This is a genomic window from Paenalcaligenes hominis (genome assembly GCF_041359055.1).
Taxonomy (GTDB): domain Bacteria; phylum Pseudomonadota; class Gammaproteobacteria; order Burkholderiales; family Burkholderiaceae_B; genus Paenalcaligenes; species Paenalcaligenes hominis_A.
In genome coordinates, this window is the sequence record NZ_JBGJKZ010000003.1 from 310468 (window position 1) to 323024 (window position 12557).

Below are 12557 nucleotides of genomic sequence, written 5' to 3' on the forward strand. Positions count from 1 at the left end.
TTTAGTACTCAGCCACTAAGCGCACGCTAGTCTGGCCCTCTACGCCATCCACAAACTCATCAGGCATACCAATGTAATAGACACGGGGAGCCGTATTCATATCGGGTTTGAGAACCTTGATCTCGTCTTTGTGTTCAGCGATAAGTTGCGAAGCAATGCTGTTTGGGTCATTGAGATCCCCAATAATACGTGCACCGCCAACACAGGTTTCGACACAAGCGGGTAATAGACCAACTTCCAAACGGTGCTCACAAAAGGTGCATTTATCTGCCGTTTGGGTTTCGTGGTTAATAAAACGGGCATCGTATGGACAGGCTTGTACACAATACGCACAACCCACACAGCGATCACTGTCTACCAACACAATGCCATCCTCACGTTGGAAGGTTGCTTGTACGGGGCAAACTGGCACACAGGGAGGGTTATCGCAGTGGTTACATAAGCGGGGCAGGTTAAACATCGCAGGCAGGCCGTCATCGTAATCAGCGACCTCATATTGCAATACAGTGGTTCTAAATTGACCAATAGGTGGCTGGTTTTCCATAGAGCAGCCCACAGTACAGGCTTGACAGCCAATACATTTACGCAGATCTATAACCATGCCGTAACGTTTACCAGCTATGCCTGGTCGACGCGGAGGCTGGTCATTAATACCCGCTTGTACGGGTTGGATGGGAATGACGGTGGCAGCAGCACCTACCCCCAGCAAGTTTTTTAAAAAACCTCGCTTGCCAGGTTGTAATTGTTCAGTTTTTACCGTTTTACTCATTGGTCTACCTTTAAAGGTGGGCGGATGATGTGATAGTTATTAGCATTTTTGGCATAAGCTTATTAGCATGATAAATATAAGCTTATACGGGCAATCCCTTAGGTGGGTTGAGTTATATCAAGGGTCGGTTAGACAATGAGTAAATAATCCGTTATAGTTTGGTTCGTCATTGGGGAGTAGCCGCTCTAACACAACAATGTGTAGAGGTCTGCGTCAACATACTTGATCCCTCCTTGGGTCATGGCGCCGACAGTCCTATACCTGGCAAGACCTTTGACCGTATTGCTTCCAGCATGGCCGGGGAAGCAATACGGTCAATTGTCTAAAAAACCGGCCAGGAGAAATAATAAAGTGGATGCTTTTCTCGTCTCTACCGGTATTGTGGCATTAGCTGAAATAGGGGATAAAACCCAATTATTGGCATTTATTTTAGCTGCCCGTTTTAAACGCCCCCTACCCATCATCTTAGGTATTCTTGTCGCAACATTAGCAAATCACGCATTGGCTAGTGCTCTGGGCGCTTGGTTGCCTGGGTTATTCCAACCCACCACACTCGCTTGGATTCTTGGGGTTGGTTTTTTGCTTATGGCTGTTTGGATGCTTATCCCAGATACCTTTGATGAAAAAGACGCACAGTTAGCAAAATTTGGTGTATTTACCACTACGCTGATTGCTTTTTTCATAGCCGAGATGGGCGATAAAACACAGGTAGCTACCGTGGCTTTAGCGGCACAATATCAGTCGTTTACTTACGTGGTATTGGGTACTACGCTTGGGATGATGGTTGCAAACGTGCCGGCAGTGCTAATAGGTGACCGTATTGCTGGTGTTATTCCGGTTCGTTTGGTGCATAGCATTGCGGCATTTATTTTTGCTGCACTTGGGGTAGCAGCCTTAGGTCGTGCGCTAGGCCAGTGGTAAGGTTTTTGCACTAAGATAAACGATTTGCAGCTATTTGTGGCGTATATGCCGCTATCGTAATTTTTTTATTAAGTGGGCATAGGTACGGCTCTTTTATTGCTGTATTATGCTACGTTTTCGTGAAGCCAAGGTTAAACAATAGTATTAACAAAACTGGCTTCGGGCTTTTTTCACCCTTGTGATGTCTGCAAGGGTGAAATCCTTTAATCAAGGAGCGCTGTTCCTATGCAAGGCCTGCACCTTACCGCAGATTTATACCAATGCACCGGCAATACGTCTATTTTTATTGACGAAGTTGCATTGGCAGACTTATGTCGCCACCAAACTGAACTTTCTGGTTTGACCATCGTGGGCGAGAAATGGGTGACTTTTCCTGAATACCAAGGTGAACCTGGCGGTGTAACGGGGGCGATACTACTCGCTGAATCCCATTTGGCTATCCATACCTGGCCTGAACGGGGCGGTGTGACCGTAGATGTGTATGTGTGTAATTTTAGCGATGATAACTCCAGCAAAGCGCAACGGTTGCTAGATGGTATTATTGCTGCGTTTAACCCTACCCAAATTCAACGTAATCACTTGATCCGTGGCGACCAAGACGAGCCCAGCGAATCCGAACTGCTTTGGGAAAACATTAACCCAGATAGTTTGTATGGCTTTAGATTTAAGCGTCGCGTTTTGTCGAAAAAAACGCAATTCCAACAACTAGAGTTATTAGAGTCTAAGGATCTGGGGCTGACTTTACGTTTAGATGGCTGTTTAATGACAGCGGAAAACGAAGAGTTTTTCTATCATGAAAGCCTAGTACACCCTGCAGCAATTAGTCATCCTAACCCACGTAATGCTTTAATATTAGGGGGTGGTGACGGAGGTGCACTAGAGGAATTACTAAAGCACAACACCATTGAATCAGCGACTTTGGTTGATATTGATGGCGATGTGATCGAGGTATCTAAACGCTACTTACAGCGTATTAACAAAGGCTCACTCGACAACCCACGTGCTACGGTTCTAGTCGGTGATGGTGCACAGTTTATTCGTGAAACAACGGAAAAGTTTGATCTGATTTTGTTAGATTTAACCGACCCAGAAACACCCGCTGGTCCACTTTATACCCCTGCTTTTTTTGCAGAATGCAAAAAAGCCTTAGCAGAAGGGGGAGCCATGGTGATTCATCTAGGTGCACCATTTTATGAGCCCGAGCAAATTCGCCGTTTAAATACCGAGCTACAAGCCGTATTTACGCACGTTAATGCTTATGGGTTACATATTCCGTTATATGGGGCATACTGGGCCATGGCAGTGGTATCAGATAGCTTGGTACCTACAGCACTTGATGCGGAAGAGGTCGAGCAGCGTATAGCACAGCGTCAGTTAACCGAGTTGCAATATTATAATAACGCTGTGCATGGGGCCTTGTTTGCGCTACCTACGTATTATAAAAACCTTTTAACTACAGATTAATCGTATTGGGTTAACCATTTATAGCAACGCCCTAGATCCTACACAGGTCTAGGGCGTTTTTAATTCATAATTATTCAGTGGTTATTCTTTTTCCAATGGATCGACCAAAGTCGGTTTAGCGCGATGCAGCTGTGCCGCTAAAATTTCTGCATAAATAAGTAAATAGCGCTTTGCAATATTTTCCCAACTAAATTGCTCGGCCAGTGCACGCCCTTCATGGCCTAACTCATCTGCTAAGGAGGGATTGTGTAGTAATTTGTTGATGGCATCCGTTAGTTCAGTCTGTTGGCGCGGGTCATGTAAAAGTAACGCGTGTTTTTCATGCTTCACATAATGCGCCAAACCGCAGAAGTTGGCCTGACTTAAAATAACGGGCAGACCATAACTCATCGCCTCTAGGGGGGCCATACCAAAGCTATCATTCAATGTAGGGTGCACAGCTAAGTCAGCAGCATGAAAATAAGCCTCGATGGCTGGGCTTTGCTCGATAAGAACTACGCGATCTTGCAAAGCAAGCTGAGTTAACTCGTTACGTAATGAGTTAATTTTTTGTGCTGCTACTCCTACTACCAACAGCTTTACTTCGGCAGGAAGCGCTTGCATCGCGCCTAGCAAGGTATTTAGCCCTTTGCTGCGCGGGTTGCGAGCGACAAAAAGACACACGCGGTCAGTATCATTAAAGCCTAAGGTTTGGCGTGTGTGTTGGCGTAACTGGGGGTTTGGGCTTGGTAACTGCACGCCCGGTGTGATGACATCAAAAGGATACTGAGTTTGATAAGCTTGTTGAAGTTGTTTCTTTACTAATTCCGATACAACCACGGTGCGTTTAGGTGGTTTAAGATGCACACGCTTTTGCTCTAGGTATAAATACATAGCAATGCGGGGGCTTAGACGGTGCCATAACCGTTTAATAGGGTTGGCTTGAGTGATCCAATGATAACGCACGCTTTTTACATGCAGCACATCTACATCAGCTGTCCAGCCATTGACGTGAGAGTGCACAATATCAAACGAATGGTCAGTGAGTTCTTTTTCTATGTTTTTAGCAAAACAATAAGTGCGCCACCAAGATGGTCCAGTAGTGGGCGCGGCCACTAGGGTATGTGGAAGCTGTACAGAGCAAGAACTGTCATAAAGGTGAGTGTAAATATGCACGTCATGGTGTAGAGCTAACTCGCGCATGAGCTCTACGCCATAGGCTTCGGCACCGCCATACTGATGGCCGAACTTTAAAGTAATAAAAGCAATACGCAGGCGTGGAAAACTCATTATTGGGTTCTTTTTTTGTGTTCAAGTTGGGTTAAGCATTTTTGCAAAAAGCGGAAAATATGAGTTGAACGGGCCACTAATACTCGAGGCAAATCCATCATGTCGTCAGTAGCGAGCGCCAAGCCTCGTGCGGTTGTGGTGGCGTTGCTATAGCCGCTTTCACGCACCCAGTTCTCTATAGCTGAGTTTTTGTGACCATAGGGATAACAAAAAGCATTAACCGACGTGTCTAGCTGTTGCTCTAAATCTTTTTTGGATTGAGAAATTTGTCGCTGTGCTTCTTCGGGACTGATTTCAGGTAAATGCACATGATCCAATGTGTGCGAACCAATTTCATGACCTAAGGCAACCCATTGCTGTAGCTCCTGCAGTGTCATTAAGTCGGAGCTAGGTACCCCTTTAGCATGATCCCAGAAATTGGTACCCCCTAGGTGATTACTAACGATGTAATTGGTAGAGGTAAAACCAAGTTGGTTGAGTACAGGAATAGCATGCTGTAAGACATTGCTATAGCCATCATCAAATGTAATGCCAACCACCTTACCTGTTTTTTCACCAGTAATATAAGGCAAAAGGTCGCGCATGGCTAAACCGGTATAACCAAAGCGCTTTAACCATGTCATTTGTCGTTTGAAATCGTTGGGGTGTACTGTCAACCCCCTGTAGGGAGTGCCTTTAGGGTTTGGGGTCCCTACTTGGTGATACATTAATATAGGAATCATGCTTACCCATACCTGAGTGAATAATGGCCATATAGTACCATTGCTTAATCGTAAAGTTGGCCTTGTAAATGGATGATAGCAGTTAGTAAATCGCCAAAAACCAATTGCGATGATATTCCCAGCATCAAGTTTACGGGCAAGCCAAAGTCCTCAACCATGCTTTGGTTTTGGTCTAGCCACATTTGTTTTTCGTCATCAAAATAAATGGGGCCATAATACGTTTTTACTTGATTTTTAATTTCTGTTGGGCCTGCTAAATAACCAATAACAGGAATGCCACGCGCTATTGCATAGCCTACTTCGAATGCCGTACCAGAGTCGGGCTCAGCCCCTCGAAATGGATTCAAGTTAGCTAATACGGCATCGGCCTCTTGGATCATGCGTATATTGGCATGATAAATGCCTGCTGCAGTGGTTTCTATACCATCGGCTGGGTGCAAAGGTTCAAAACCATGTGATAAGCACAAATTTTTGTGTTGTTCGGCGCGTAAGGCTGCATCATGAAAAAACACATCTGGTCCAGCTAAGTAGACTTTTTTCATTGGGGTTCCTATTAGTGCTAAATGGCTTTAGTGTAGCTGCAATAAAAAACGCCTGCTATATGCAGGCGTTGTTATGGAAATAAAACGTGTTTAATGCATGGCATCGGCACGCGGTGCAACATGATGAATGTCTTTTAATCTAAAGCGAAAGCGAATACGTTGACCTTTTTGGCAAGAGGCATCTGCTGTATAGGTCGTGCAGCCGAAGAGCGGAGCACTATAAATTACCGTACTGGCAATTTGTGGGCCGTGTTTAGGCTGTAAATAAACCACATCGCCCAGACGGATATCGGTTTTATTTAGTATTGCGTGCTCTGGACGAGAAATAAGTTCATTTGGGTAAATTGTTTTCATTATAAGACTCCCTTTTGGTTGTTTTTATAAATGACCGATCACGTAGTAATAAGCGCAGTGTAGCGCTGAGAGATGTTTTTTTTATGACAACGTGTCGGTGAGTTGATTAGTAATAATTATGATTTGATGCTTTAAAGCAACACACCAAGCTTAGAAGCATCCGTGTAGTATGTGGTGCGCAGACTAAGTTGTCAATAGGGAAATAGCCGGTGTTTGTTAATAAGTCTATGTTTTAGTTAAGGCTTATATGATGCGCTGCTGTAGGCTCAGTAAAAAGAAAAAAGAAAAGTGTGGTGAGGCCTTCAAATAGCTGTCGCGTAGTAATTGACATTTCAAGGATAAGGTTTGGTTGTAGTCATTAGTTTTTAACACGGGGTCTTTACACTGCCTTTTTACCTCATTTACCTTAGTTAAAGGACCTTAGTGTGAAGATAAAGCATACCGTGTTGTGTTTTGGGATGGCTCTAGCCTTTGGAAATGCATGGGCTCAGCAGGAGTTCACAGCCACCTTAAAAGGCCATGCAATCTTAAAAGCAGAAGCAAGCATAGCTGCTCCAGCAGATGCCCCGTTGGATTTACAGACCTCAGGTAAATACACCACTGGCAAGAAAGTAACCGCACCGGGTACTGTGCCAGGTAAATCAGCAGACAGACCTACAGGCCATCACTTACCTATACAAGGCCAACCCTTACAAGGACACTCTGGTATTCAGGTGATGCCTGATGGCAGCATGTGGATAGTGACAGATAATGGATTTGGCAGCAAAGCCAACTCCTCTGATTCCATGTTGTATGCCAATCGTTATCGTATCGACTGGGAAAAAGGGGATTATCACCATTTAGAGACAGTTTTTTTAAGTGATCCGGACAACAAGGTACCGTTTCGCATAGTGCATGAGCTGACTGCTGAACGTTATTTAACAGGTTCTGACTTTGATTTAGAAAGCCTGCAGGTGATTGGTGACAGCTTGTGGTTTGGCGAAGAATTTGGGCCTTATTTAATCAAGGCAAATAAAGAGGGCCAGGTTCAGGCCGTATTTGAAACCGAGGTTGAGCAAAATGTAGTACGTTCGCCAGATCATTATGCAGTGCAATCTCCAGGCGCTCCAGGTGCTACCTATACTAACGTTAATGCGAAACGTTCTAAAGGTTTCGAGGGCATGGCGGCTTCCAAAGACGGTGCTTTTTTATATCCCATGCTAGAGGGGCCTCTGTGGGATCAGAATGCCAGCGACTGGGAGCAAGAAGGTCAGAGCACGGTATTACGTATTTTAGAGTTTGATGTAGCAAAAGAGCGTTGGACAGGGCGCTACTGGCTCTATCCGTTGGAAGCAGAGCACCACGCTATTGGCGACTTTAATATGATTGATGAAAATACGGCCTTGGTTATTGAGCGCGACAATGGCGAAGGAACACCTGATAAAGCCTGTCAACCAAACCAAGACACCACAACGTGTTTTTCACAGTTACCTGAGTTTAAACGTGTTTATAAAATTGCGTTTACACCTGAGATGGCGGGTGGGGTAGTGCAGAAAGTGGGCTATATTGATTTGTTGGCTATCCAAGACCCGCAGCAATTAGCACGTAAACCACTGACAGATGGTGTACTGCAATTTCCTTTTTTCACTATTGAGAATGTCGATGTGGTGGACGCGGAACATATTGTGGTAGGTAACGATAATAACTACCCTTTTTCCTCCAGTCGCGAACCTAATCAACAAGACGATAATGAATTAGTGTTACTCGAAGTGGCGGATTTCTTAAAAGTCAAACCCTAAATAGAGTGAAAGGAAGCTAGGTTGGTTGCGCTAGTAGGCAGCCACCTAGCTAGAGATTTAGTTGAAGCTATACATGGCTTTATTATCATTGAGCGCTAACAAACCGCGCAGCATACGGTAGAGTAGCCAAATACTATTAGCTATTAAAATAAAAATACCGATAATAAAACTGATAGACAAAACCCCTAACACAGCCCACAGCAGACCAAACCAGAACGTGCGCATTTGCCAACGAAAATGGGTTTCTAAATAGGTACCGACGACCTCATCACGTTTTAAGTAATTAATAATAATGGCGGCAAGCGCAGTAACACCCATAAAAACAGAAAGCAAATACAAAATGTAGATGATCATGGTTAACTGCTTTAGATTGTTATTAGTACGACCAGAGTCAACAATTGGATTCATTTGTATTTTTCCATACGATGAATAAAGAGTGAGTGTATCTATAATACCTATAAGTTTGTGCAACTAGCTAAGTAAAATAGACAAAGCCTAAGCGAAAAGCACAAAAACAACCCAAAAAAAAGCCAACTTTTACAGTTGGCGATTTTTTAAGTACTTGATTTTGCTGGAAATCTTGGTGGAGCCGGGGGGAATTGAACCCCCGTCCGCAAGCCGTCCACAGGCAGTTCTACATGTTTAGTCGAATAACTTTATTTTTTAGCCTTGAGCCATGCCATTCGACAGGCCATCTCTTAGCGATCCACGTAGTTTTAGGTCTGATCCGTGTGGCCCGAACCCGACCGATTCTTTGTAAATGACGTTGCTGCTAGGAACCTAGCCTGGCCCAAAGACAAACCAGTGCAACGACTCTAAGACCGGTTTTTAAGCGGCTAGAGCGAAACGCTCATCGTTGGCGTTTATAGTTTTCCAGTGGATTTACGAGCTGACTGGTGCTCGACATGCCCTACTCTGTTTCTTGACCCACGTCGAAGCCAGGTCGGCCCCAAGTCAATTAACTTTAGAAAGTCTTTTAATTATACGGTATTCAAGATGATTTGTCGAAGTGAATAGAGTACTATGCGGTGCATTAGCCAATTTTTTAATAAAGGATATGAACTATGACTAGTTCTACTCAACCACGAGGGCTGATGCGTTGGATTACTTCAACCAGCCTAGTTAGCCAAATTATTGTAGGTTTACTGGCAGGCGTGGTGATTGCAGCTATAGTGCCTGAGTTTGCGCGTTCGTTGGCCCTGTTGGGTGATATTTTTGTGAATGCGTTGAAGGCAGTAGCACCCGTATTAGTGTTTGTTTTGGTAATGGCCTCTATTGCAAACCATCGTCATGGTACCCAAAGCAAAATGGGACGTGTTATTACTTTATATTTAGTGGGCACATTTTTAGCGGCCGTGTTGGCTGTAATGGCTAGCTTTCTCTTTCCTGTGACTATTCAGTTGCAGCCTTCTGTAGAGGCGATGAATCCACCTGATAATGTGGTAGAGGTTTTATTTACTCTGGTGCTAAATATTGTTGATAACCCTGTGAATGCGCTAGTAAAGGCAAACTACATGGGGGTGTTAGCGTGGGGTATTGGCCTGGGGATTGCATTGCGCCGTGCGAATGACAGTACCAAAAATCTACTGGCTGATTTTAGTCATGCCGTTTCTGCGGTGGTGCGTATTGTGATTCGTTTTGCACCATTAGGCATCATGGGTATTGTAGCGGGTACCATTGCAAACACAGGTTTTGGTGTGTTGGCGGATTACGCACGTCTACTTAGTCTGCTTATTGGATGTATGGTGATTGTGGCATTGGTAATCAATCCATTCATTGTATGGACGCAAATTCGTCAAAATCCCTACCCCTTAGTTTTTGCTTGCTTACGCGAAAGCGGTGTAACGGCTTTCTTTACACGTAGCTCGGCGGCTAATATTCCCGTTAATATGGCTTTGGCTAAAAAACTAAATGTGAATGAGGACATTTATTCGGTTTCCATCCCTTTAGGTGCCACCATTAATATGGGCGGCGCTGCCGTTACCATCACGGTATTAACTTTAGCTGCTGTACATACTTTAGGCATCTCTATAGATTTTGGTAGCGCGCTGTTATTAAGTATAGTTGCAGCTATTGCAGCATGTGGTGCATCAGGGGTGGCAGGTGGTTCGTTATTACTTATTCCTCTAGCCGCCAGTTTGTTTGGCATGCCCAATGACGTTGCTATGCAAATTGTAGGGGTGGGTTTTGTGATTGGTGTGGTGCAAGACTCTGCGGAAACAGCATTGAACTCATCTACGGATGTCTTGTTTACTGCAGCAGCCTCTATTCATCACGATAAGCATTCGTAATGAATAATGATGTAAAAAAAGCTAAGTGTGAACTTAGCTTTTTTTATGCTTTGGCTATTTTTGTGCCCACTCAAGTACGCAGGGCAGTATTTCGCTAGCATGCTGGCTGACGTAATCAGCTTGCCAAGAGGCAATGGCTGGGTCAAAGTCACAATAACCATAAGCAGCCACAAGGGTAGCCATACCTGCGGCTTTGCCGGCCACAATATCCCGTTCGTCGTCACCCACATAAATGCAGTTTTCAGGGCTAATGCCTGTTAATTCACAAGCTAAAAGCAGCGGGGCGGGGTGCGGTTTAATGTGAGGCGTAGAGTCGCCCCCCACTAAGACTTTGCTAGTTTGGCTAAGACCAAAATGATCCATGATAGGTTGGGTTAAATGCACAACCTTATTTGTCACTACCCCCCATGCCAAGCCAAGCTCATTAAGCTGCTCAACTAATGTTTCAATGCCATCAAAAGGGCGGCTTAATACAGTTGAGTTCGCCGCATAGTGCGCTAGAAAAGTGTCTTTTTCTGTTTCGTAATCGGGGTGATCTGTTTCGAGTTGCAAAGAAGCCTGTAACAAGCCGCGTGCCCCTTTGGAAGCATAAGGGCGTAGATACGAGAGGGGCAGCGGTTCCAGATTTTTTAGCTTACGCAAATGGTTAGCGCTAGCGGCTAGGTCGGGTGCTGAGTCTACAAGCGTGCCATCAAAATCGAACAAAACCAATTTGTTAAGCATCTAAGCGTCCTTTTGTGTTGCGATCAAGTAATTAACAGAGCTGTCATTGCTAAGGGTGTAATGTTTGGTAATGGGGTTGTACTCAAGCCCTTTAATCTGAACGGGATTTAATTGAGCTTGGCGGGCACTACGGATTAATTCGCTAGGTTTGATGAAGCTTTCGTAGCGATGCGTGCCTTTGGGAACAAGATTAAGCGCGTATTCAGCCCCCACAATAGCAAATAAAAATGATTTTGGATTGCGGTTTAGGGTAGAGAAAAATACCCAGCCCCCTGGTTTTACTAGTCTGGCGCAGGCATGAATAATAGAGGCCGGATCAGGCACATGCTCTAGCATTTCCATGCAAGTGACTACATCAAAGGAAGCAGGCTGGTCGCTGGCGAGAGCTTCTGCGCTGATGTGTTGATAGTCGACGGCAATACCACTTTCTAAACTATGCAATCTAGCTATTTTTAATGAGCGCTGGGCTAGATCAATACCCGTGACTTGAGCCCCTTGGGCCGCCATTGATTCGGCTAAGATACCACCGCCACAGCCCACATCGAGCACTTTTTTGTTTTGTAGCGTGCCCACGGTGTCTTGAATCCAACCTAATCGTAGCGGGTTGATTTCATGTAAGGGCTTGAATTCGCTAGTGGGGTCCCACCACTTAGAGGCGAGAGCACTGAATTTTTCAATTTCAGCAGGATCAACGTTAACGGTAGACATATGCATTAGACCTAAAAAAATAAAGGCTCCTGTAACAGGAGCCTTTATTGTATCGCTTTACGCTGAATCAGTAAGCTTTGAATAAATCAAAGGATTACTGTTTGCGTGAACCCACGATTTCGATTTCTACGCGACGGTTTTGTGCGCGACCTTCACGGGTTGCGTTAGTAGCGATAGGATCTAACTCACCTTTACCTTCGGTGTAGATGCGGTCGGCAGCAATACCTTTAGATACGAGGTATTCTTTAACAGAGTTTGCACGACGCTCAGATAGCTTTTGGTTGTAAGCTTCTGGACCGGTGGAGTCGGTGTGACCCACAGCAATTAGTGTTTCTAGCTCTAGACTGGAAGCTTGGTCAGCAACCTGGTCTAAAACTTGACGGCCTTCAGGCTTCAGTGTGGCTTTGTCGAAGTCAAAGAAGGTGTCAGCGTTGAGAACAACTTTGGTGCTAGTAGGAGCGACTACAGGAGCTTCTGGAGCTTGAGCTACAGGAACGCCATCACAACCAGCGATGCCTGTGGCAGGTGTCCAGAAGTTATTACGCCAGCACAATTCGTTTGTGCCGTTTTTCCATACTTCGCCAAAGCTACTTTGCCAGTTGTTTACTTCGCCACTAGTTTGAGCTGACACAGCACCAGTGGCTGTGGCTGCCGCAAAGGCGAGTGCAAGTGCGATTTTGGAGGGTTTATTCATGTTTCTCCTCGTTTGAGCTGATGCTGTTAAGTGACCGCAGCGAACCCCTGCCGCTTAACTAAGATTATCGTTGATCAGAGCCTAGTCGGCAACGCTTAGATTTTCATCAAAACGCGACGCTGGGTTTCTGTGCGTGTTAGCCAGAATGTTAAGACATTTCTGTCCAATGCGCTAAGAGCAGAGGCGATTTATCGTGCAGATCGACCGAATAGAGGCCGATAAATGGCATTATTGTTGGTTTTAGGCAACAAGGCAAGCACTGCTTCTCATCAGACCACGTATTCAATTTTTTTGGTGTTTTTTGTCTACACCAATCCATTTT

The 12557-nt window shown here is 44.9% G+C and carries 13 protein-coding genes, 1 other RNA gene and 1 riboswitch; of the genes, 4 read left to right on the top strand and 10 right to left on the bottom strand.

Annotated elements, in window-relative coordinates:
• Position 1 precedes the first annotated feature (1 nt).
• The gene (dsrO, locus tag ACBP46_RS08685; protein ID WP_371016338.1) at positions 2-769 is read right to left on the bottom strand and encodes a sulfate reduction electron transfer complex DsrMKJOP subunit DsrO; all 768 of its coding nucleotides are present in this window, start codon (positions 767-769) and stop codon (positions 2-4) included.
• A 159-nt stretch (positions 770-928) separates the two neighbouring features.
• A riboswitch (yybP-ykoY riboswitch) is annotated at positions 929-1104 on the top strand.
• A 16-nt stretch (positions 1105-1120) separates the two neighbouring features.
• On the opposite strand from dsrO, the gene ACBP46_RS08690 reads away from it, so the two are divergent.
• On the top strand, positions 1121-1690 hold the full coding sequence (locus ACBP46_RS08690; RefSeq protein ID WP_371016339.1) for a TMEM165/GDT1 family protein: 570 nt from the start codon (positions 1121-1123) through the stop codon (positions 1688-1690).
• 225 nt (positions 1691-1915) lie between these two features.
• The gene (speE, locus tag ACBP46_RS08695) at positions 1916-3154 is read left to right on the top strand and encodes a polyamine aminopropyltransferase (RefSeq protein WP_371016340.1); all 1239 of its coding nucleotides are present in this window, start codon (positions 1916-1918) and stop codon (positions 3152-3154) included.
• An 81-nt stretch (positions 3155-3235) separates the two neighbouring features.
• On the opposite strand, the gene ACBP46_RS08700 is transcribed toward speE, so the two are convergent.
• The 4 genes from ACBP46_RS08700 to ACBP46_RS08715 all read right to left on the bottom strand — a co-directional run bounded on the left by ACBP46_RS08700 (position 3236) and on the right by ACBP46_RS08715 (position 6041).
• Positions 3236-4423, bottom strand: a complete 1188-nt coding sequence (locus ACBP46_RS08700) for a glycosyltransferase family 4 protein (protein ID WP_371016341.1) — start codon at positions 4421-4423, stop codon at positions 3236-3238.
• Positions 4423-5145, bottom strand: coding sequence for a polysaccharide deacetylase family protein (locus ACBP46_RS08705; RefSeq protein ID WP_371016342.1), 723 nt, complete (start codon positions 5143-5145; stop codon positions 4423-4425). Before ACBP46_RS08705 ends, ACBP46_RS08700 begins: the two co-directional genes overlap by 1 nt.
• Positions 5146-5189: 44 nt before the next feature.
• Positions 5190-5687, bottom strand: a complete 498-nt coding sequence (locus ACBP46_RS08710; RefSeq protein WP_371016343.1) for a nucleoside 2-deoxyribosyltransferase — start codon at positions 5685-5687, stop codon at positions 5190-5192.
• Between the two features lie 90 nt (positions 5688-5777).
• Positions 5778-6041, bottom strand: a complete 264-nt coding sequence (locus ACBP46_RS08715; RefSeq protein WP_371016344.1) for a hypothetical protein — start codon at positions 6039-6041, stop codon at positions 5778-5780.
• A 458-nt stretch (positions 6042-6499) separates the two neighbouring features.
• Here ACBP46_RS08715 and ACBP46_RS08720 point away from each other — a divergent pair, with 458 nt between their 5' ends.
• Positions 6500-7819: an esterase-like activity of phytase family protein gene (locus ACBP46_RS08720; protein ID WP_371016571.1), complete on the top strand. Its 1320-nt coding sequence runs from the start codon at positions 6500-6502 to the stop codon at positions 7817-7819.
• A 57-nt stretch (positions 7820-7876) separates the two neighbouring features.
• Here the strand turns inward: ACBP46_RS08720 and ACBP46_RS08725 are convergent, their stop codons facing one another.
• A complete protein-coding gene (locus ACBP46_RS08725; protein WP_371016345.1) occupies positions 7877-8227 on the bottom strand; it encodes a DUF4870 family protein in 351 nt (116 codons plus the stop codon).
• Positions 8228-8400: 173 nt separating this feature from the next.
• Positions 8401-8770, bottom strand: a transfer-messenger RNA (tmRNA) gene (ssrA, locus tag ACBP46_RS08730).
• Positions 8771-8883: 113 nt separating this feature from the next.
• Here ssrA and sstT point away from each other — a divergent pair.
• Positions 8884-10110, top strand: coding sequence for a serine/threonine transporter SstT (gene sstT, locus ACBP46_RS08735; RefSeq protein WP_371016346.1), 1227 nt, complete (start codon positions 8884-8886; stop codon positions 10108-10110).
• A 54-nt stretch (positions 10111-10164) separates the two neighbouring features.
• Here sstT and gph read toward each other — a convergent pair whose 3' ends face one another.
• The 3 genes from gph to ompA form a co-directional block, all read right to left on the bottom strand.
• Positions 10165-10833: a phosphoglycolate phosphatase gene (gene gph / locus ACBP46_RS08740; RefSeq protein ID WP_371016347.1), complete on the bottom strand. Its 669-nt coding sequence runs from the start codon at positions 10831-10833 to the stop codon at positions 10165-10167.
• Entirely contained in the window at positions 10834-11541 is a 708-nt protein-coding gene (gene ubiG, locus ACBP46_RS08745) for a bifunctional 2-polyprenyl-6-hydroxyphenol methylase/3-demethylubiquinol 3-O-methyltransferase UbiG (RefSeq protein WP_371016348.1), read from the bottom strand.
• A 94-nt stretch (positions 11542-11635) separates the two neighbouring features.
• Positions 11636-12235, bottom strand: coding sequence for an outer membrane protein OmpA (ompA, locus tag ACBP46_RS08750; RefSeq protein WP_371016349.1), 600 nt, complete (start codon positions 12233-12235; stop codon positions 11636-11638).
• Between the last annotated feature and the right edge of the window lie 322 nt (positions 12236-12557).